Annotated in this window: 18 protein-coding genes; 9 read left to right on the plus strand and 9 right to left on the minus strand. The window is 64.4% G+C overall.

Annotated elements, in window-relative coordinates; all coding sequences use genetic code 11:
- The first annotated feature begins 6 nt into the window (after positions 1-6).
- The 8 genes from tsaE to AC0L17_RS02050 all read left to right on the plus strand — a co-directional run bounded on the left by tsaE (position 7) and on the right by AC0L17_RS02050 (position 10,790).
- Positions 7-1,518 (plus strand): tRNA (adenosine(37)-N6)-threonylcarbamoyltransferase complex ATPase subunit type 1 TsaE, encoded by a 1,512-nt coding sequence (gene tsaE, locus AC0L17_RS02015; RefSeq protein WP_473514552.1) that lies wholly within the window; start codon positions 7-9, stop codon positions 1,516-1,518.
- Positions 1,515-2,285, plus strand: a complete 771-nt coding sequence (locus AC0L17_RS02020) for a nucleotidyltransferase family protein (RefSeq protein ID WP_473514553.1) — start codon at positions 1,515-1,517, stop codon at positions 2,283-2,285. The genes tsaE and AC0L17_RS02020 overlap by 4 nt, the downstream gene beginning before the upstream one ends.
- Positions 2,282-5,410 carry a double-strand break repair protein AddB gene (gene addB, locus AC0L17_RS02025; RefSeq protein ID WP_473514554.1) on the plus strand — a complete coding sequence of 1,043 codons (3,129 nt, stop codon included), beginning with the start codon at positions 2,282-2,284 and terminating at the stop codon, positions 5,408-5,410. The genes AC0L17_RS02020 and addB overlap by 4 nt, the downstream gene beginning before the upstream one ends.
- A complete protein-coding gene (addA, locus tag AC0L17_RS02030) occupies positions 5,407-8,916 on the plus strand; it encodes a double-strand break repair helicase AddA (protein WP_473514555.1) in 3,510 nt (1,169 codons plus the stop codon). The genes addB and addA overlap by 4 nt, the downstream gene beginning before the upstream one ends.
- Positions 8,917-8,990: 74 nt before the next feature.
- Positions 8,991-9,314: a thioredoxin gene (gene trxA, locus AC0L17_RS02035; RefSeq protein WP_091592579.1), complete on the plus strand. Its 324-nt coding sequence runs from the start codon at positions 8,991-8,993 to the stop codon at positions 9,312-9,314.
- A gap of 216 nt (positions 9,315-9,530) precedes the next feature.
- The gene (locus AC0L17_RS02040; protein WP_473514556.1) at positions 9,531-9,812 is read left to right on the plus strand and encodes a cupin domain-containing protein; all 282 of its coding nucleotides are present in this window, start codon (positions 9,531-9,533) and stop codon (positions 9,810-9,812) included.
- A gap of 124 nt (positions 9,813-9,936) precedes the next feature.
- Positions 9,937-10,287, plus strand: coding sequence for an MbcA/ParS/Xre antitoxin family protein (locus tag AC0L17_RS02045; RefSeq protein ID WP_473514557.1), 351 nt, complete (start codon positions 9,937-9,939; stop codon positions 10,285-10,287).
- 8 nt (positions 10,288-10,295) lie between these two features.
- Positions 10,296-10,790 carry an RES family NAD+ phosphorylase gene (locus AC0L17_RS02050; protein ID WP_473514558.1) on the plus strand — a complete coding sequence of 165 codons (495 nt, stop codon included), beginning with the start codon at positions 10,296-10,298 and terminating at the stop codon, positions 10,788-10,790.
- A gap of 71 nt (positions 10,791-10,861) precedes the next feature.
- Here AC0L17_RS02050 and AC0L17_RS02055 read toward each other — a convergent pair whose 3' ends face one another.
- The 6 genes from AC0L17_RS02055 to AC0L17_RS02080 all read right to left on the minus strand — a co-directional run bounded on the left by AC0L17_RS02055 (position 10,862) and on the right by AC0L17_RS02080 (position 16,708).
- Positions 10,862-11,281 carry a VOC family protein gene (locus AC0L17_RS02055; RefSeq protein WP_128172849.1) on the minus strand — a complete coding sequence of 140 codons (420 nt, stop codon included), beginning with the start codon at positions 11,279-11,281 and terminating at the stop codon, positions 10,862-10,864.
- Between the two features lie 62 nt (positions 11,282-11,343).
- A complete protein-coding gene (locus AC0L17_RS02060; RefSeq protein ID WP_473514559.1) occupies positions 11,344-12,669 on the minus strand; it encodes a bifunctional folylpolyglutamate synthase/dihydrofolate synthase in 1,326 nt (441 codons plus the stop codon).
- A 231-nt stretch (positions 12,670-12,900) separates the two neighbouring features.
- Positions 12,901-13,827, minus strand: coding sequence for an acetyl-CoA carboxylase, carboxyltransferase subunit beta (accD, locus tag AC0L17_RS02065; protein WP_023796893.1), 927 nt, complete (start codon positions 13,825-13,827; stop codon positions 12,901-12,903).
- Positions 13,828-13,922: 95 nt separating this feature from the next.
- Positions 13,923-14,762 (minus strand): tryptophan synthase subunit alpha, encoded by an 840-nt coding sequence (gene trpA, locus AC0L17_RS02070; protein ID WP_128172852.1) that lies wholly within the window; start codon positions 14,760-14,762, stop codon positions 13,923-13,925.
- A 2-nt stretch (positions 14,763-14,764) separates the two neighbouring features.
- Entirely contained in the window at positions 14,765-16,015 is a 1,251-nt protein-coding gene (gene trpB / locus AC0L17_RS02075) for a tryptophan synthase subunit beta (protein WP_473514560.1), read from the minus strand.
- A 33-nt stretch (positions 16,016-16,048) separates the two neighbouring features.
- Complete coding sequence (locus AC0L17_RS02080; protein WP_473514611.1) at positions 16,049-16,708, minus strand: phosphoribosylanthranilate isomerase; 660 nt, start codon at positions 16,706-16,708, stop codon at positions 16,049-16,051.
- A 140-nt stretch (positions 16,709-16,848) separates the two neighbouring features.
- On the opposite strand from AC0L17_RS02080, the gene AC0L17_RS02085 reads away from it, so the two are divergent.
- Positions 16,849-17,067, plus strand: a complete 219-nt coding sequence (locus tag AC0L17_RS02085; protein WP_023796889.1) for a hypothetical protein — start codon at positions 16,849-16,851, stop codon at positions 17,065-17,067.
- 172 nt (positions 17,068-17,239) lie between these two features.
- On the opposite strand, the gene AC0L17_RS02090 is transcribed toward AC0L17_RS02085, so the two are convergent.
- From AC0L17_RS02090 to AC0L17_RS02100, 3 genes are all read right to left on the minus strand, one after another.
- Positions 17,240-17,998, minus strand: a complete 759-nt coding sequence (locus tag AC0L17_RS02090; RefSeq protein ID WP_027152023.1) for a M48 family metallopeptidase — start codon at positions 17,996-17,998, stop codon at positions 17,240-17,242.
- Between the two features lie 104 nt (positions 17,999-18,102).
- Positions 18,103-18,573 carry a DUF2852 domain-containing protein gene (locus AC0L17_RS02095; protein ID WP_473514561.1) on the minus strand — a complete coding sequence of 157 codons (471 nt, stop codon included), beginning with the start codon at positions 18,571-18,573 and terminating at the stop codon, positions 18,103-18,105.
- A 117-nt stretch (positions 18,574-18,690) separates the two neighbouring features.
- A complete protein-coding gene (locus tag AC0L17_RS02100; RefSeq protein ID WP_473514562.1) occupies positions 18,691-19,833 on the minus strand; it encodes a benzoate/H(+) symporter BenE family transporter in 1,143 nt (380 codons plus the stop codon).

The following is a 19,833-nucleotide window of genomic DNA, read 5'->3' on the forward strand; positions in this document are numbered from 1 at the left end:
CGCTCGATGGCAGGCATGGTGCTGGAGCGTTTTCTCGCCGACGAGGCTGCGACCGCAAGGCTGGGCGAGGATCTGGCCATGTCGCTGCGCCCCGGCGACGTGCTGGCTCTCAGAGGCGATCTCGGCGCCGGCAAGTCGAGTTTGGCGCGGGCGTTGATCAGGGCAATGACCGACGATGCCGGTCTCGACGTGCCGAGCCCGACCTTCACGCTCGTCCAGAGCTATGAGGCGCGCGTCCCCGTCCATCATTTCGACCTCTATCGCCTGTCCGCGGCGTCCGAACTGGACGAACTGGGTTTCGACGAGGCGCTGGCGCAAGGCGCTGCCCTGGTCGAATGGCCGGAGCGGGCAGAGGCCTATTTGCCAAAGACTTCGGTGCTGATCGAACTCGTCCATCAGGACGACGGGCGCCTGGCGAGATTGTCGGGACAAGGCGCTGCCTTCGAGCGCGCGGCGCGCTCGCTGGCCATGCGCAATTTTCTCGAAAGAGCCGGCTGGGGTGAAGCGCAGAGACGCTATTTTATCGGCGACGCCTCGGCCCGCTCCTATGAGGTCGTCTCGCTGGCCGGCCTGCCGCCGCGCGTGTTGATGAACTCGCCGCGGCTGGTGCTCGGGCCGCCGGTCCGCGACGGCAAGCCCTATGCGGTGATCGCCCACACCGCACAATCCGTCGCCGCCTTCGTCGCCATCGATCGGGCATTGCGGACCGGCGGCGTCAGCGCCCCGGAAATCCACGCGCAGGACCTGGACCAGGGCTTTCTTCTCATGGAGCATCTCGGCTCGGAGGAATTTCTCTGCCAGCACGGTCAGCCGCTGGCGGAGCGCTACGCGGCGGCGGCCGAACTGCTTGCCATGATGCACGGCAAGACGTGGCCCGATCGCATCGAGGCCGCGCCCGGCGTCTTTCACGATGTGCCGCCTTTCGACCGCGACGCCATGATGATCGAAGCCGAATTGCTGCTCGACTGGTATGTGCCGGCGATTTCAGGCGGCCCGGCAAGCGATGCCTTGCGCGCCGGCTATACCAAGCAATGGAACGCGGCCCTCGACCGGCTGGAGGGGTGCGAATACACGCTCATGCTGCGCGACTTTCATTCGCCGAACATCATCTGGCGCGGCGAACGTACCGGTCACGATCGCCTTGGCATCGTCGATGTCCAGGACGCGCTGATCGGCCCTTCCGCCTACGATCTCGCCTCGCTCGCCATGGACGCCCGGGTTACGATCTCGCCTGAGATCGAGCGACGGACGGTCGATGCCTATATCGCCGCGCGCCATAAGGCTGGCGCTTTTAACGAAGACGAATTCGTCGAGGCCTATGCGATCATGGCGGCGCAGCGCAATTCGAAGATCCTCGGCATTTTCGTCCGGCTCGAAAAGCGCGACGGCAAGCCCTATTATCTGAAACACCTGCCGCGCATCCGCGATTATCTTCGGCGGGCGCTGGCGCATCCGGCACTGGCCGGCCTGCGGGATTTCTACACCGCCCACCGGCTGCTGGAGGAGCGGCCGCTGTGACGACACGCCCCAAAACCGCAATGGTGCTTGCCGCCGGGCTGGGAAAGCGCATGCGGCCAATCACCGACTCAATGCCGAAACCGCTGGTCAGGATATCAGGCAAGACGTTACTCGACTGGAGCCTGGACAGCCTGACCCGTGCCGGCGTCGACAAGGCCATCGTCAACGTCCATTACTTTCCCGAGCAGATCGTCGGCCACGTCGCCGCGCGCCGCGCGCCGCGCGTCGTCATTTCCGACGAAAGCCAAAGACTGCTCGATTCCGCCGGCGGTATCGTCCATGCTTTGCCGGAACTGGGAGGGGCTCCCTTTTACATCGTCAACGCCGACACCTTCTGGATCGACAGCGGCGTGCCCAACCTTGCCCGCCTCGCCCTTGCATGGGACGCGGCGAAAATGGATATTCTGCTGATGCTCGCGGATTCCCAGTCAGCAACCGGACACAGCGGCGGCACCGATTTCCTGATGGCGCCGGACGGCGCCTTGCGGCGTTCGAAAGGCGACCCGACAGGCCTGATCTATGCCGGCGCGGCGATCGTCCATCCCAGGCTTTTTAGGGATGCGCCGGCCGGCCCACACTCGCTCAACGCCTATTTCGATGCGGCCATCGCAGCCGGCCGCCTGTACGGCATGGTGATGCACGGCCATTGGATCACCGTTGGCACGCCCGACGCCATTCCGCTTGCGGAAGCGGTCGTTGCCACCGCTCTTGCTGAGTCGCCCGGCACTCTTACCGAGTTGACCAGCGCTCTCACCGAGCTGAAATGAGCGGCTCCCGCCGCGTTTTCTCGATCCCGCCCGGAGCGCCGTTTCTGCCGACGCTGGCCGAGGCCCTGCTGTCAGGGCGCCTCGTTTCCGGTTTCCGCTTCGACGGCGACCCGCTGGCGCTGGCCGACGCCACCATCTACGTGCCGACGCGCCGCGCCGCGCGGGCGCTGCGCGGCGTCTTCGTCGACTGTCTGGGTGGCCGCTCGGCGATACTGCCGGTCATCCGCCCGCTCGGCGAGTTCGATGAGGACGAGGCCGCGTTCGAGGCCGACGCATCGGCCGCCATCGACCTCGCGCCGCCGATCGCCGCGATCGAGCGCCTGCTGCTGCTGGCGCCGCTGGTGCGCGCCTGGAAACGCCGCCTGCCGGCGCATGTCGCGGCACTTTTCGACGAGGAGATCGTTGTGCCGGCGTCGGCCGCCGATGCCATCTGGCTGGCGCGCGACCTGGCCCGGCTGATGGACGAGATCGAGACGGAAGGCACGGACTGGACCAGGCTCGCCGATCTGGTGACCGGCAACCTCGCCGGCTGGTGGCAAGTGACGCTCGACTTCCTGAGCATCGTCACCGAAAACTGGCCGAATCTCCTCGAAGAACGCAATCGCTCCAACCCGGCTGCGCATCGCAATGCGCTGATAAGGCTGGAAGCAGCGCGGCTGAAGCGCAATCCGCCGACCGGGCCGGTGATCGCCGCCGGCTCCACCGGGTCCATTCCCGCCACCGCTGAATTGCTTGCGGTGATCGCCGGCCTGCCCAGCGGCGCGGTCGTGCTGCCCGGCCTCGACCTGATGCTGGATGAGCCGTCATTCCAGGCAATTGCGGTGCCCGGCGCGCGGCCGGCCTTGCTTGGCCACCCGCAATACGGCCTGGCAAAACTGATCGGCAAGATCGGCGTGCTGCGCGGCGATGTCGAGGAGATCGCCGTTGCCGAAAGGCCGCTCGCGCTGCGCGCCGCACTTGTCGGCGAGGCGCTGCGGCCGGCGGAGACCACCGAGCTGTGGGTCGAGACGCGCGCCCGCTTTACGGCCGGCGATATCACCGAGGCCTTCGCCGACGTGACGCTGCTCGAAGCCGCCGGCGAGCGCGACGAAGCGGTGGCGATCGCCGTCGCGCTGAAACGCGCCGTCGAACAGCCCGGCCAGCGCGCCGCGCTCGTCACCGGCGACCGCGCCCTGGCGCGGCGCGTCTCGGTCGAGCTGTTGCGCTTTGGTGTCGTCGCCGACGATTCGGGCGGCACACCGCTCATCAACACGCCAGCCGCCGGCCTGCTCAGACTGGCGCTTCAGGCGGCGTTCCGCCCCGGCGATCCCGTGGCCCTGCTGTCGCTGCTCAAGCACCCGCTGCTTGGCCTCGGTCTGGAACGCACAAGCGTCCGTCGCGCGGTGGAGATCGTCGAACTGGTGGCGCTGCGCGGCGGCACCGGCCGCCCCGACGTCGCCTCGCTGCCGGAGCTCTTCGATGCCCGGCTCCTCGAATTCGACGATCGCGGCAATCGCCGCCCGCCCTTCTGGCGATCGCGGCTTTCGGTCAGGCGCATCGAAGAAGCCCGAGACCTACTGATCCGGTTAACCGCCGCGCTTGCGCCGCTGGTTGCCTATCGCGACGAGGAGAATGCCGATCTTGCCACGCTTGTGCGGGCCAGCGTCGTCGCGCTCGAAGGTCTCGGCCGCTCCGCGGGTGGCTGTCTGAGCGAACTCTATGCCGACGACGCCGGCGAAAAGCTCACCGAGCTCTTGCGCGGGCTGGTCGCTGCCTCAGCGTCGTTCTCCTTCGGAGCCGACGAATGGCCCGACGTGATGGAGGCGCTGATCGCACCCGAGACGGTCAAGCCGGCACAAGGCACCGACAGGAACATCGCCATCTGGGGTGCGCTGGAAGCCCGGTTGCAGAACGTCGACACGCTGGTCGTCGGCGGGCTCAACGAAGGCGTGTGGCCGCGCAAGCCGGAAAGCGACCGCTTCATGTCCCGGCTGATGAAGACCGGCATCGACCTCGAGCCGCCCGAACGGCGCATCGGCCTGGCCGCCCATGATTTCCAGATGGCGATGGGGGCGAAGAAAGTGGTGCTGGCGCGCTCCGCCCGCTCCGGCGACGCACCGGCGGTGCCGTCGCGCTGGCTGCAGCGCCTGCTGACCTTCATAGGCAAGGACCATGCGGCGGTGCTTCGCCGGCGTGGTGATGAATTCCTGTCCTGGGCCCGTGCGCTCGATGCCGGCGAACGAAGAGACTTCGCGCCGCGGCCGCAGCCGACGCCACCGCTGGATGTGCGGCCGCAACATTTCTCGGTCACCGAGATCGAAACGCTGCGCCGCGACCCTTACGCGATCTATGCCAGGAGGATCCTCCGCCTGATGCCGCTCGACCCGGTCATCCGCGACCCGGGTGCTGCCGAACGCGGCACGCTGTTTCACGCCATCCTGCATCTCTTTTCGCGGACCGTGGCCGATCCGCTTGTGCCGGAGGCGCTGGACGGTCTCATTGCCGCCGGCCGCGCATGCTTTGCCGAGGCGGCCCTTCCCCCCGATGTCGAGGCGGTGTGGTGGCCGCGCTTCGAAAAGCTCGCCGCCGGCATCATCGAATGGGAGCGCGGCCGCGCCTTCGCCGTGACAATGCGGCATGCCGAGGAGCACGCCGAGAAAACCGGCGTCGGCCAATCCGGCGTGACGCTGTCCGGCTATGCCGATCGTGTCGATCTCCTGGCCGGCGGCATGGCCGACATCCTGGATTACAAGACCGGCTCTTCGCCGTCGAAGGTGCAGGCCCATACGCTGCTTTCGCCGCAACTGGCGCTCGAGGGCGCGCTGCTCAGGCGAGGCGGCTTCAAGGGGCTAGGCGCGCGCGAGCCGTCGCAGTTGGCCTTCATCAGGCTGAAGCCGAACGGCGAGGTGTTCGAGGAATCCATCCTCGAATACAACCGCAAGTCGCGAACCGCCGCAGACCTCGCCGAGGAGGCCTGGGCGCGGCTCGAAAAACTGCTGATCCACTATGCCAACCCCGCTACCGGATACCTGTCGCGGGCGTTGCCGTTCCGCGAGGGCGAGACCGACGGCGACTACGACCATCTCGCCCGCGTACTCGAATGGTCTGCCGGCGGCGACGCCGACGACGAGGGAGGGGAGGCATGAAGAAGGCCTATCCCATCCCGACCGATACCGCCGTCAGCCAGGCAAGCGCCTCAGACCCGCAAAATTCCGCCTGGGTGTCGGCCAATGCCGGATCGGGCAAGACCCATGTGCTGGCCCAGCGTGTCATTCGTCTTCTGCTGCGTGGCACCGATCCGTCGAAGATCCTGTGCCTGACCTACACCCGCGCCGCCGCCGCCAACATGTCGAACCGGGTGTTTTCGACATTGTCGGAATGGACGGCGCTTGGCGACGCAGAACTGGCGACAAGGATAGAGGCGCTGGACGGTCGCCAGCCCGATCGCGAAGCCATGCGCCGCGCCCGCCGCCTGTTCGCCGAGGCGCTGGAGACGCCCGGCGGGCTGAAGATCCAGACCATCCACGCCTTCTGCGAATCGGTGCTGCACCAGTTCCCGCTGGAAGCCAACATACCGGCCCATTTCGAAATGCTCGATCCGCAGATGGAGGCGTCGCTCTTCGCCGCCGCCCGCCGCGACATGATCTCGGGCACGGCGGCCGGCGATGCGGAGCTGGCCGAGGCTTTCGCCACCATTCTGGAACGCGGCGGCGAACATGGGCTTGACGCCTTGCTGGCCGAGATCGTGCGCAAGCGCGACGGTCTGCGCGCTTTCATCAGCGCGGCCGGCGGCGATGGTTCTCAGGCGCTGTTCGACGAGTTCAGGTTTCGCGCCGGCCAGACCGCCGAAGGCCTGGCGGCGTCCGTCTGGCCGCTGCCGCGCTTCCTGCCGGACTATTTCATCACCTTCGCCCGTGCTGCTGAAGCCGCCGATGCCCGCACCGTACTCAACAACCTTCTGCCCTATGCGCGCCTTGCCTTCGCCGAGGATGATCCGGTTCGCCGGCTGCATCTGCTGGCAAAAGCCTTCCTGCGAGGCGATGGCGAGCCTTATGAGCCGGCAATGTTCAAGAAGGCGTTGCTCGACCGGTTGCCGGATCTTGCCGAGCGCTATCTGTCAGCGGTCGATGCCATTCTCGAAATCTCCGACCGATTGGCCTTGTTCAGGATGCTGGAGGGCACACGTGCCGCGCTGACCATCGCCGACTGGCTGATCGCCCGCTACGAGCACCTGAAGCGCGCCCGCGGCTTCCTCGATTTCAACGACCTCATCACCCGAACGGTCAATCTCCTGGCGCGGCCCGACGCCGGCCCCTGGGTGCAGTACAAGCTCGATCAGGGCATCGACCATATCCTGCTCGACGAGGCGCAGGACACTAGTCCCGACCAGTGGGAGGTGGTGAAGCGACTGGCCGAGGAATTCTTTGCCGGGCTCGGCGCACGCGACAATGTCCACCGCACGGTGTTCGCCGTCGGCGACGAAAAACAGTCGATCTATTCCTTTCAAGGAGCGGCGCCCGACTCCTTCGCCGACTCAAGGCTGCTGTTTTCCGCAAAAGTGCGCGACGCCAAAGCCGCCTTCGCCGATCTCAAGCTGACCTGGTCGTTCCGCTCGACCGAAGACGTGCTTGCGGCGGTGGACCGTGTCTTTGCCGACCCGCTCGTGCGGCGCGGCATCAGCCACGATCCCGACCCGCTGACCCACAAGGCGATCCGCAGCGATGCGCCGGGCTATGTCGAGGTCTGGCCGTCGATCGGCGCCGACGTCGTCGACGAACCCGACGACTGGACGCAAGCCGTCGACCACGCCCATGCACCGGCGGTGCGTGTTGCCGAAAACGTCGCGGCAACCATTGCCGGCTGGATCGGCGCCGGCGAGATCATCGAGGGCCGCGGCAAGAAGCTTCGGCCCGGCGACGTGCTGGTGCTGGTGCGCAAGCGCGATCGTTTCGTCCACGCGCTGACGCGCGCACTGAAGCGCCGCGACATCCCGGTCGCCGGCGCCGACCGCCTCAGCCTGCCCGGTCATATCGCGGTCAAGGATCTGATCGCGCTCGGCCACTTTCTTGTCCAGCCCGAGGACGATCTGTCGCTCGCCGCCGTGCTGCGCAGCCCGATTTTCGACGTTTCGGAAGAGATGCTTTTCGCGCTCGCCGGCGTCCGGCCGTCCGGCCTCTCGCTGATCGCATCGCTCAGGCAGCAGGCAGGCGAAAGCGCTGCCTTGGCCGCAATCGCTGCCCAGCTCGACACATGGTCCGATGAAGCCGCATTCAGGCCGGTGTTCGAATTCTATGCCGGGGCTCTCGCCCGCGACGGCTTGCGCAAGAAAATGATCGCGCGGCTCGGGCCGGAAGCCGGCGACATCCTCGACGAATTCCTGAGCTTCTGCCTGGCCGAGGAGCGGACCGGCCTGCCGGGACTGGAATCCTTCCTGGCGACGCTGGAGAATGCCGGCCCCGAGATCAAGCGCGAAATGGACCAGACCCGCGACGAGGTTCGGGTCATGACCGTTCATGCCGCCAAGGGCCTCGAGGCGCCTGTCGTGTTCCTGGTCGATGGTGGCTCGGCGCCGTTCAGCGATCAGCATCTGCCGCGACTGATGCCGTTCGATGGCTCGGGCCAACACTGGGACGGCAAGGGCTATCTCTGGCGTTCGGCCGGCGATGTCGCCAATGGCTTTTCGCGGGCCGCTTCGGTCCGCGCGCGCGGACTGGCCGACGACGAATACCGCCGGCTGCTCTATGTCGGCATGACCCGCGCCGAGGACCGGCTGATCGTCTGCGGCTATCACGGCAAGCGGGTGCCGAATGCCGGCACCTGGCACTCGATCGTCAGCCGCGCGCTGGTCGGCGCGCCCGAAAGCATCGAGCGGCAGCATCCCGCCACCGGCGAGACCGTGCATCGCTTTCACGTGACAAAATTGCCGCCGGTCGCACAGGCGGCCGCCGAAGCGGCGCGGCAGGCGCAACAGTTCGAGCCGTTGCCGAAGAGCCTGTTCCAGCCCTTGCCGCCCTTCGAGGATCTGCCGCGGCCGCTGTCGCCGTCCGGCGCCTCGGCGCTGATCGATGAGGCCAGGCAAGCCGTAGTCGACACCGGCTCGCCGGTGCTGGACACCGAGGCAGAACCTGGCTTTGCGGTGATGCGGGGGCTGGCGCTGCACAAATTGCTGCAGATGCTGCCCGGCATTGCCGACACCGAACGCCGCGATGCCGCGGAGCGCTACCTCAAGCGCGCTGGCGCGCAATGGCCTGAAACCGAGCGCGACAAGGCCTTGGCTTCAGTGGCGGCGATCCTTGCCGACAGCCGCTTCGATCAGCTGTTTGCGCCGAACTCACGCGCTGAGGTCGCGGTCATGGGCAGCCTGGAGGTCAAGGGCAAGCTGCGCTCGATCTCCGGCAAGATCGACCGGTTGGCGATCACATCAGGCAAGGTGTCGATCGTCGACTACAAGACCAACCGGCCGGCGCCTGCAGCGCTGGCGGACGTTCCACCGGCCTATGTCCTGCAGCTCGCGCTCTATCGCGCACTGCTCCAGCCGCTTTATCCCGGGCATGAGGTCTCGGCGGCGCTGCTGTTCACTGAAGCGCCGCGATTGATCGAGCTGCCGCCGGCGGCGATGGACGACGCCCTTGCCCGACTCACGGGAGCGTGACACAACAGCTGCTTGAAGAAGGGCGCGATCACCACCACATTTGGTGCGACAATAACTCTCGAAAGGATTTTCGCATGGCCACCGTCAAGGTCGACAAGAGCAATTTCCAGACCGATGTGCTTGACGCCAAGGAACCGGTCGTCGTCGATTTCTGGGCGGAATGGTGCGGCCCGTGCAAGATGATCGCGCCGGCGCTGGAAGACATCGCCATCGAACTCGGCGGCAAGGTCAAGATCGCCAAGCTCAACATCGACGAGAATCCCGAGCTGGCCGCGCAGTTCGGCGTGCGCTCGATCCCGACGCTGATGATCTTCAAGGGCGGCGAAATGGCCGACATGAAGGTCGGCGCCGCGCCGAAGACGGCGCTGTCGCACTGGATCAACGGCAATCTCGCCTGATCCGGCGGAAATCCGCAGACAAGCCCGGCCCTCGCGCCGGGCTTTTTGCTGCGTCATCTAATGTGCCGCGCCTCCCCTCTGGACGCGCGAAGGACGTTGCAGCGCTTGATCTGACCGAAGATCGAATTCGGATTTTCTGGGTCATGCGGCTGGTCCGCCGTGGCACTCGCCACTTGCCGGCCCATGTTCTTGTCTGGCTTAAAGCAGGAGAACGACATGACCGGATCCGCCAAGGCCACCGTCTTCATCGACAATGAGCGCGTCATCGTCACCGAATACCGCTTCGCGCCGGGCGACAATACCGGCTGGCACCGCCATGGCCATGATTATGTCGTCGTGCCGCTGATGGACGGCAAGCTCAAGCTCCTGACCAAGGACGGCGAATCCTTCGTCGAAATGAAGAAGGGGGCGCCCTATTTCCGCAAGGAGGGCGTTGAGCATGACGTCATCAATGCCAACGAGGGCGAGTATGCCTTCATCGAGATCGAACTGAAGTAACGCGGGAGCAGACCCGCCTGACATCGCCGGTTGAGGCAGGACCGTATTGGGAAGAGTCCGCTTGAATGCCATTCACATTGACGCTAAATTACGTCAGAAAATGTGAAAATTAAGGAAGGCTGATATGGCTCTGGTCCAGTACGCGGACGATGGGTTCTTCGCCCCACGAAAAATTGCCGAGGCGCTGCGCACCACCAGCGAGGAAGTGGCCCGGACTGCCGGGCTCGGTCGCGACGCCGTTCAGCGCAAGGAACGCATCCGTTCCGACAGGACGCAACGCCGCCTGCGCGAGATGGTTGAAATCATCAACAAGGTCGAACCGCGCTTTGGCTCCGCGCTGATGGCGTATGCCTGGTACCGATCCGAGCCTCTTCCCGGCTTTTCGGGACAGACAGCTATGCAGCTTGTGCGCGGCGGGCGGGCCGCTGAGGTGCTTGAATATGTCGATGCGATCGATGCCGGCGTTCACGCCTGACACAGTTGATGCACTACCGCGGCAAACTGTTTCGGGCGATTAACCCAATCTATGCACGTGAACCGCTCTCTGGGCGCGGCGCCGCATTGTTTGGCGGGCGGTTCAACCCGAAGGGCACGCCGGCGCTCTACACGTCGCTGACCGTCATAACCGCTCTGCGCGAGGCCAACCAGATCGGCAATCTCCAACCGACGACGCTCGTTTCCTATGACGCCGACATCGCAAGGGTTTTCGACAGCCGGGACGAGGCCGCGCTCAAGGAAGAAGGGTTGGATGCAACAGCTCTTGCTGACAGCGCATGGCGGGATCAGATGCAGGCAAGCGGAGAATCAAGAACGCAAGCTTTGGCGCGCCGATTGATCGCGAAGGGCTATCCAGCCATGCTTGTTCGCAGCTTTGCGGCCGGCGCTGTCGAGACGGATCTCAACCTGGTTCTATGGAAATGGGGCAACGATCCTCGCTGGCGGCTCGCGTTGATCGATGACGAAGGCAGGCTGTCGTGAGAAGCGGACTTGACAATCGCTCCCGCGTTCTAAACCTAAAGCGACTCAGGCCCGCCATAGGCGTGAGGCGATCACCAATCCGCGATACGATCGCCTCCGACGAACTGCGCACTTTTCTCTGTGTACTCAAACAGTTCTATCTTCACGTTGTTAGGATCGCGAATCCACGCCTGGTAGGTATCATCGCATGCGTGTTTCTTTGACGTGACTTCAACGCCTTTCGCTCTTGCGTGGGCGATCGCGGCGTCAAGGTTTTCCACTTCAAGGCAGAAGTGGTTGATCTGATTCAAGTCGCTATAGCTGGCCCCGTCTTTCTGGAACACCTCGACGTGGCTGCGGCTGCCGCAATTGAGGTAAAAACCGAAAATCTTGCCGTCGCGCAGGAAGTTGAACTGGGTGTCCATGCCGAGGACGTCCCGATAGAAGCTTCGCGTCACTTCGAGATCATCTGCGAAGATGCAAACGTGAGCGAGCTGTTTTACCTTGATCATGACTGGCTCCTCGCGATGATCTGACGAAGTCCTGCGTCATCGTGCCCTGGTGAACACGCGCCTCAAACCGGCGGCGTGCCGTTTTCGGCCAGCACCGCGCCGGCCAGATAGAGCGAGCCGCTGATCAGGATGCGCGGCGGCGGTCCGTCCCACGTGTCGCGCAGCAGCATCAGCGCATTGGCGACGGAGCTCACCGGTTCGGCCGACAGGCCGGCTTCGACGGCGCGGATCGCCAGTTCGTCATTCGGCACACTGGCCTCGCTGAGGCTCACCGGCACCGTGTAGACATGCCGCACCAGGCCCTTGAAGGCGCGGAAATAGCCGCTCTGGTCCTTGGTGTTGATCATGCCGCAAATCAAGAACAGCGGCCGCGGGTTTTTTTCCTCCTGCTCGGCCAATGCCTCGGCGACGACCACGCCGGCGCCGGGATTGTGGCCGCCGTCGAGCCAGATGTCGGCGCCCTTTGGCGCCAGTTCCGTCAGCCTGCCTTGCGGCAATTTCTGCATCCGCCCCGGCCAGGTGACATTGGCCATCGCCTTGTCGGCGACGCGATGGCTGATCTCGAAGCCTGCCGCCTTGACCGCCGCAATCGCCGCCGCCGCATTGGCGAACTGGTGGCGCCCTGGCAGGCGCGGTGGCGACAGGTCCATCAGCCCGTCTTCGTCCTGATAGACCATCCGGCCGTTTTCCTCGAAGGCGAGGAAATCCTGGCCATAGACGAAGGCGGGACAGTCGAGCCGCTCGGCGGTTTCGATAAGCACCTGAAGCGCCGTTTCGCTTTCCTGCGCGCCGATGACCACCGGGCAACCGCTCTTGATGATGCCGGCCTTTTCGGCTGCGATCAGTTCGACACGGTCGCCAAGAAAGGATTCGTGGTCGAGCGAGACCGGCATGATCACCGACACCGCCGGCTCGGTGACGACATTGGTGGCATCAAAGCGGCCGCCAAGGCCGACCTCGATGATGACGGCATCTGCCGGATGTTCGGAAAACAGCAGGAAGGTGACGGCGGTGAGGATCTCGAAGACGGTGATCTTCTGGCCTTCATTGGCCTTGGCGACGCGGGCGATGGCATCGGCGAAGACCTCGTCCTCGACCAGCCTGCCGCCGCCATCGGCGGCCAGCCGATAGCGCTCATGCCAGTTCACCAGATGTGGCGATGTGTGGACATGGACGCGGTGGCCGGCGGCTTCGAGTAGCGCCCGCGAAAACGCGGCGCAGGAGCCCTTGCCGTTGGTGCCGGCGATGTGGATGACCGGCGGCAGATGGTCCTGCGGATTGCCAAGCCGCTCCAGCAGCCGCGAAATGCGGTCGAGCGAAAGATCGAAGCCCTTCGGATGAAGCGACATCAGGCTTTCGATTTCGCGGTCGGCGGCAAGCGTGCTCATGGGAGAATCCTAATGCATGTCGCGCAAAAGTGCGCAGCGGTTTTGCGACAACGACATGCGTAAAAACAAGAACCTAAAGCGCGTTGCATGAATCCGTTCAAATACTACGCGCTTTAGGTGCATGACCCCGAAAAATCGAAATCGATTTTCGGAAAGGAATCATGCGTGAAATCAAGATGCTACAGCGCCACAGATGGCGCGCAATCGCGGTTCGCGACGACGGATGTCGCGTCAGGCTTGCGGGCGTGCTTCCGCCGGGACCGCCACCGGCGGCAGGATTTCCGGTTCCAGCGGCTTTTCTTCTTCCGGCAGCTTGAGCAGCATTTTCAGGAGCCGTGCGATCGTCTGGCGCATCTCCAGCCGCGACACCACCATGTCGACCATGCCGTGCTCCATCAGATACTCGGAGCGCTGGAAGCCGTCGGGCAGCTTTTCCCTGATCGTCTGCTCGATGACGCGCGGCCCGGCAAAGCCGATCAGCGCGCCGGGCTCGGCGATGTGCACGTCGCCCAGCATGGCGTAGGAGGCAGTGACGCCGCCGGTAGTCGGATTGGTCAGAACGACGATATAGGGAAGACCGGCTTCCTTCAGCCGATCGACGCCGATCGTGGTTCTCGGCAATTGCATGAGCGACAGGATGCCCTCCTGCATGCGGGCGCCGCCGGAGGCCGCGAACAGGATCAGCGGCCGCTTGCGTTGCACTGCAACCTCGAAGCCACGAACGATGGCGTCGCCGGCGGCCATGCCGAGCGAGCCGCCCATGAATGCGAAGTCCTGCACGGTCACCACCACCGGCAGGCCTTCGACGGTGCCCAGCGCATTGATGATCGCGTCCTCCAGCCCGGTCTTGGCCTTGGCGTCCTTCAGCCGGTCGGTGTAGCGCTTCTCGTCGCGGAATTTCAGCGGATCCTGCACCACCTTGGGGTTTTCGAGCATCTCGTACTTGCCGTCGTCCATGAAGAATCTCAGCCGCTCCCTGGCCGAGATCTTCATGTGATGGCCGGAGGACGGGATGACGAACTGGTTCTGCTCCAGATCCTTGTGGAAGACCATCTCGCCGGTCTCCGGATCCTTGATCCAGAGGTTTTCAGGCATGTCGGTGCGCCGGCCGAGCATCGAATTGATCTTCGGTCGAACGTAGTTGGTGATCCAGTTCATCGCTTCGGCTCCTGTCCTGACGAAGAGTTAGACCATGATCCCGAAAAGTGGAAACCGGTTTTCGGTGGAGATCATGGTCAACCAGAAGATCAAGACTATTCGGCGGCAGCAAGGCGGGCCGCGCGCACGCCTTGCGAAAGCCCGCTGACCAGCGTGGCGACCGCCTCGGCCGGGTCGGCGGTCTTTTCGCCCTTCGGCCCCAGAACATTGGCGACCGCATTGACGATCGCAGTGCCGACGACGACGCCGTCGGCCGACGCCCCGATGATGCGTGCCTGCTCGGCGGTCTTGACGCCGAAGCCGACGCAGACCGGCAGGTCGGTATGGCCCTTGATGCGCCCAACCGCCGCCGCCACCTTGCCGGTGTCGGCAAGCGCCGAGCCGGTGATGCCGGTCATCGACACGTAATAGACGAAGCCGGAGGTGTTCTGCAGCACCTTGGGCAGGCGCTTGTCGTCGGTGGTCGGCGTCGCCAGCCGGATGAAATTGATGCCGGCCTTCAGCGCCGGAATGCACAGCTCCTCATCCATTTCCGGCGGCAGGTCGACGACAATCAGCCCGTCTATGCCGCTGGCCAGCGCATCGCCGAGGAAGCGGTCGACGCCGTGGATGTAGATCGGATTGTAGTAGCCCATCAAAACGATCGGCGTTTCATTGTCGGCGGCACGGAATTCCGACGCCATCTTCAGCGTCTTGACCAGCGTCTGCCCGCCTTTCAGCGCGCGCAGGCCGGCCGCCTGGATCGCCGGGCCGTCGGCCATCGGATCGGAAAACGGCATGCCGAGCTCGATGATGTCGCTGCCGGCGCCGGGCAATGCCTTCATGATCGACAGCGAGGTGTCGTAGTCGGGGTCGCCGCCCATGAAATAGGTGACGAGTGCCGGGCGCCCTTCGGCCTTCAGCTTGGCCATACGGCGGTCGATGCGGGTGGTCATGATCAGATCTCCATGCCCAGCATATTGGCCACCGTATGCACGTCCTTGTCGCCGCGGCCGGACAGGTTGACGATGACGATCTGGTCCTTGTCCATGGCGGGCACGATCTTCACCGCATGCGCGATGGCATGGGCGGATTCGAGCGCCGGAATGATGCCTTCGACGCGTGTCGTCAACTGAAACGCCTCCAGCGCCTCGTCGTCGAGAACAGGCACATAGTCGACGCGGCCACTGTCGCGCAGCCAGGAATGCTCCGGCCCGACGCCGGGATAGTCGAGGCCGGCCGAAATCGAATGCCCGTCCATGATCTGCCCGTCGGCGTTCTGCAGGAGATAGGTGCGGTTGCCGTGCAGCACGCCGGGCGCGCCGGCGTTCATTGAGGCGCAATGCTCGATGCCGTCGAGGCCGCGGCCACCGGCCTCGATGCCGATGATCTTTACGCTGCGGTCGTCGAGGAACGGGTGAAAAAGGCCGATGGCGTTGGAGCCGCCGCCGACGGCGGCGATGATGGTGTCCGGCAGCCGGCCTTCCTGCTCGAGGATCTGGGCGCGCGCCTCGATGCCGATCACCGACTGGAAGTCGCGCACCAGCTCCGGATAGGGGTGCGGGCCGGCGGCGGTGCCGATCAGGTAGTAGGTATCCTCGACATTGGTTACCCAATCTCGAAGAGCTTCGTTCATGGCGTCCTTCAACGTGCCGTGGCCGGCAGTCACCGGCCGCACCTCGGCGCCGAGCAGCTTCATGCGGAAGACGTTCGGGCTTTGCCGGGCGACGTCGGTGGCGCCCATATAGACGACGCACGGAAAGCCGAAACGCGCCGCCACGGTGGCCGACGCCACGCCGTGCTGGCCGGCGCCGGTCTCGGCGATGATGCGTTTCTTGCCCATGCGCTTGGCCAGCAGGATCTGGCCGAGGCAGTTGTTGATCTTGTGCGAGCCGGTGTGGTTCAGATCCTCGCGCTTGAAATAGACCTTTGCGCCGCCCCCGAGGCCCTTAGCCGCGGAAATTTCGCGAAGATGCCTGGTCAGGCCTTCGGCGAAATAAAGCTTCGACGGCCGCCCGGCATAGTGGGTCGAAAGGTCAGTCAGTTCGGCCTTGAAATCCGCATCGTCCTTGACCTCGTTCCAGTGCCGCTCGAGGTCGAGGATCAGCGGCATCAATGTTTCGGCAACGAAACGACCGCCGAAGATGCCGAACATGCCCTGCTCGTCGGGTCCGGTGCGGAAGGAATTGGGTATCGCCGGCTTATTCATCGCCGATCTCCTAGCTTGTGGTTTGAAGCACGGTCAGGCGGCGCGGCTGTCGCGTGCTGCCTTGAGGGCCCGGAAAAACTGTTCGATCAGCGCCGGATCCTTGACGCCCGGCGCGCTTTCCACGCCTGAGGAAACGTCTAGTCCGGGCGGGTTGGCAAGCCGAAAGGCATCGCCGATGTTGGCGGCGTTGAGCCCACCGGAAAGCATGTAATCGACGCCTGCGTCAAGGCCGGCCAGAATGCGCCAGTCGAAAGCAATGCCGTTGCCGCCCGGCAGTTGCGAACCCTTCGGCGGCTTGGCGTCGAACAGGAAACGGTCGGCAATGCCGACGAAGGGTCTTGTCCGCTCCAGGTCGGCAGCCTCGCTGACCGGCAGCGCCTTCATCACCGGCAGGCCATAGCGGGCCTTGATCTCGGCCACCCGCTCCGGCGTTTCCGAGCCATGCAGCTGCAGCATGTCGGGCTGCATTTTTTCGACGATTTCATCCAGAAACGCATCGCCGGCGTCGACTGTCACGGCAACCGCCCTGGCCTTGCCGATTGCCGCTTCGCGCAAGCGGCCGGCTTCCGCCGGCTCGACATAGCGCGGGCTTTTGGCAAAGAAAATAAAGCCGACATGGCTGGCGCCGCCGGCCAATGCCGCGGCCAATGCCCTGTCGGTCTTCAGTCCGCATATCTTGATGTCGAGCGCCATGACGCGGGGATTGGCACGAAACGGCAAAAGAGTCGAGAAAAAGCGCATGTTTGCCACCGGCGCGGAACGCGCTACCTTCCTAAGACAAGAGAGCGGAACGGGCTACTTACTTCAGATAATACAGGCGGGAGCAAACAAGCATGGCAGACGATACCGTCGCCCAACTCAGGCAAAAAGTCGCCCAGGCTCGCGAGGTCATCGCTCATCTGATGGACAAGGCCGCCTTCAACGGCGCCGAGGCCCACCGCGCGCTCGACTATTTCGGCAGCAACGCCTTCAAGAAGGACTTCCTGCCATGGCCGCGCCATACCGACGAGGGGCTGCGCCCAGAGGAGTTGAACGCGGCGAATGACGACTGAGCGGCAGTGCAGGAATAGTGAATAGTGAATAGTGAATAGTGAATAGTGAAGGAGGCTATCACTACTCACTACTCACTACTCACTACTCACTACCATTCACCATTCACTATTCACCAATCACTACTCACAGACGGGGGCGGGGCGATGGATCGCTACAGTTTTATTCGGCATCCTACTCGAACATGATCGCTTGCAGCGCGCCACCATTGCGCTTGAGCCAGTCCTTGCAGCGCTCGGTGTCGGGGCAGAGCTGCTCGCACAATTTCCAGAATTTCGGGCCGTGGTTCATCTCCTTGAGATGCGCCACCTCATGCGCGACGAGGTAGTTTATGACCGGTCGCGGCGCCATCATGATCCGCCAGGAGAACGACAGGTTGCCGTCCGACGTGCATGACCCCCAGCGGCTCGACGTGTCCTTGAAGCGGATTGCCTTGGCGCGCTTGCCGATCGTCCCGGTGTGCCTGACCACCAACCGCTCGATCTCGCGCTTGGCCTCGCGCTTGAGGAAATCGGCGATGCGGCGCGGCAGGTGCACGCGCTCGCCATGCACGATCATCAGCGGACCGCGTTCGTCGCACGACAGCGTGACGGTACCGCGTTTCGAGGGCTCATGAACGATGCGATGCGGCACGCCGCGCACCGGTATTTTGATACCGGGCCGCACCTGCGGCCGGTTGGGCACCTTGGCCAGCCGCTGCTCCAGCCAGTCCTGATGGCGGTCAAGGAATTTTTCCACCTCGCCTCGCCGCAGGCCCGGTGGCACGGTGATGCGCAGGCCCCGGCCACCGGAATCGATGCGCAGCGTCAATCGCCGCGCCCGGTCGCTCTCGACGATCTTGAGCGGCAGTGTGCGGCCGGCAACACAATGCTCCCGCTCCACGACGGGGGCGGGCCTGGGTTTGGTCAGGTTGCGGAAGAAGCCGAATGACATGGCCGGGACGATACGCGATTCGAGGAAAACGAATAGAACAAAAAAGAAACGGCGCCGCTGACGCGACGCCGTTTTTGATTATTATTTATGTCGAGGCAAGTGACTTACTCGTCAAGCAGGCCTGGCGTGGACTTGCCACCTCCGGTTGTGGGGCCGCTGGTTGTGGGCGACGTCGACTTGTTGCGGTTTGCCATGAAGCGGTCGAACTCTTCCTGGTCCTTGGCGCGACGCAATTCCCTGGCGTATTCGTCGAACTCGCTCAGCATCTCGTCGAGCTTGCGGCGCTCTTCATTGAGCCGCTCGAGTTCTTTTTCGCGCCAGTCGTCGAAAGCGACGTTGCCGGTGCGGGCGGAGCCGTGGCCCCAGCGCGCCGCTTTGTCGGAACCGCGGCGGCAGCCGGCGAAGATGCCGTCGGTCGCGCGGTTGACGTCGCGCTTGAAGCCGTCAAGCCGGTCGCCCCAGATGATGTAGGCGAGCATGGCGAGGCCGAGCGGCCAGAACACCATAAAACCGATCACCATCAGAGCGATGGTCGCCGGCGTCCAGGCCGGACGGATCAATGCAGATGTGTTCATTTTCTCCCAATCCTTCAGTTGGAGACAGCCAATCCCGGCTGCGTGGAATCGAAATGGGATGAGAAAAACGGCGATTCAAGACAGTGTCGGCCAAAACCGGACAAGCGTTTGAAATGATTATCGCTTTTTGAGCGTTTCAAGGAAAAGGACGACCAGGCCCGCAATCAGGCCCCAGAACGCCGCACCGACGCCGAACAGCGTCAGCCCCGAGGCGGTGACGGCAAAGGTGACGGTAGCGGCCATGCGTTCGCCGTCTTCCTTCAAGGCGATCGACAGCGCGTTGGCGAGCGGCGCCATCAGCGCCAGTCCGGCGACAAGCACGATCAGGCTCTGCGGCAGCACGGCGAAGATCGCCACCAGCGAGGCGCCGAAAATGGCGAAGACGAGGTAGGCAAGCGCGTAGAAGGGACCGGTCTTCCAGCGCTCGCCCGGATCGGGATGCACGTCGGGGCCGGTGCAGATCGCCGCCGAGATCGCCGCCAGGTTGGTGGTCGAGGCCCCGAATGGTGCCGACAGCAGCGAAAGCAGGCCGGTGACGCCGATCAGCGGGCCGGGTTCCGGGTGGTAGCCCGCCGCCCTCAGCACGGCGAGGCCGGACAGGTTCTGCGAGGCCATGGTGACGAGATAAAGCGGCAGCGCCAGGCCGATGATCGCCGTGACGGTGAACTGCGGCGCAATCAGCGTCAATGTCGAAAGTTCCGGGGTCGGCAGACCACCGACCCGGCCGGTGAGGAACGCGGCAGCGCCGCCGCCGATCAGCACCGTCAGCACCGAGAGCGCCGGATTGAACAGGCGGATGACAAAGAAGGCGGCGATCAGCGGCAGGATCAGCCACGGGTCGACGGGAATCGCCTTCACCGCATTGATGGCGAAGGTGACGACGATGCCGGCGAGCATCCCCGACGCGACCGAGGCCGGTATCCTGGCGATCAGCTTGGTCAACGGCCTGAACAGGCCGGTGGCAATCAGCAAAATCCCGGTGACGATGAAGGCGCCGACGGCCTCGTTGATCGAAAAGCCGCTCGATGCCGCGATCAGCGCCACCCCCGGCGTCGACCATGCGGCGATGACCGGCATCCTGGTGCGCCACGACAGCCACAGGCTCTCGATCGCCATCGCGAGGCAGATCGCCGTCACCCAGCTCGCGGTTTCGACTTGCGTCGCGCCGACTGCCTTGGCGGCGGCAATGACGATGGCCAACGTGCCGCCGAAGCCGACAATCGCTGCAACGAAGGCGGATACCGGAATGGAAATGCGCAT

Source organism: Mesorhizobium sp. WSM4829 (assembly GCF_055811475.1).

Excerpts from the sequence above, each read along its gene's own strand:
- tsaE (WP_473514552.1), top strand. The coding sequence starts at position 7 with ATGGCAGGCATGGTGCTGGAGCGTTTTCTCGCCGACGAGGCTGCGACC.
- addB (WP_473514554.1), top strand. The coding sequence starts at position 2,282 with ATGAGCGGCTCCCGCCGCGTTTTCTCGATCCCGCCCGGAGCGCCGTTT.
- addA (WP_473514555.1), top strand. The coding sequence starts at position 5,407 with ATGAAGAAGGCCTATCCCATCCCGACCGATACCGCCGTCAGCCAGGCA.
- trxA (WP_091592579.1), top strand. The coding sequence starts at position 8,991 with ATGGCCACCGTCAAGGTCGACAAGAGCAATTTCCAGACCGATGTGCTT.
- AC0L17_RS02040 (WP_473514556.1), top strand. The coding sequence starts at position 9,531 with ATGACCGGATCCGCCAAGGCCACCGTCTTCATCGACAATGAGCGCGTC.
- AC0L17_RS02045 (WP_473514557.1), top strand. The coding sequence starts at position 9,937 with ATGGCTCTGGTCCAGTACGCGGACGATGGGTTCTTCGCCCCACGAAAA.
- AC0L17_RS02050 (WP_473514558.1), top strand. The coding sequence starts at position 10,296 with ATGCACTACCGCGGCAAACTGTTTCGGGCGATTAACCCAATCTATGCA.
- AC0L17_RS02055 (WP_128172849.1), bottom strand. The coding sequence starts at position 11,281 with ATGATCAAGGTAAAACAGCTCGCTCACGTTTGCATCTTCGCAGATGAT.
- AC0L17_RS02060 (WP_473514559.1), bottom strand. The coding sequence starts at position 12,669 with ATGAGCACGCTTGCCGCCGACCGCGAAATCGAAAGCCTGATGTCGCTT.
- accD (WP_023796893.1), bottom strand. The coding sequence starts at position 13,827 with ATGAACTGGATCACCAACTACGTTCGACCGAAGATCAATTCGATGCTC.
- trpA (WP_128172852.1), bottom strand. The coding sequence starts at position 14,762 with ATGACCACCCGCATCGACCGCCGTATGGCCAAGCTGAAGGCCGAAGGG.
- trpB (WP_473514560.1), bottom strand. The coding sequence starts at position 16,015 with ATGAATAAGCCGGCGATACCCAATTCCTTCCGCACCGGACCCGACGAG.
- AC0L17_RS02080 (WP_473514611.1), bottom strand. The coding sequence starts at position 16,708 with ATGGCGCTCGACATCAAGATATGCGGACTGAAGACCGACAGGGCATTG.
- AC0L17_RS02085 (WP_023796889.1), top strand. The coding sequence starts at position 16,849 with ATGGCAGACGATACCGTCGCCCAACTCAGGCAAAAAGTCGCCCAGGCT.
- AC0L17_RS02090 (WP_027152023.1), bottom strand. The coding sequence starts at position 17,998 with ATGTCATTCGGCTTCTTCCGCAACCTGACCAAACCCAGGCCCGCCCCC.
- AC0L17_RS02095 (WP_473514561.1), bottom strand. The coding sequence starts at position 18,573 with ATGAACACATCTGCATTGATCCGTCCGGCCTGGACGCCGGCGACCATC.
- AC0L17_RS02100 (WP_473514562.1), bottom strand. The coding sequence starts at position 19,833 with ATGCGCATTTCCATTCCGGTATCCGCCTTCGTTGCAGCGATTGTCGGC.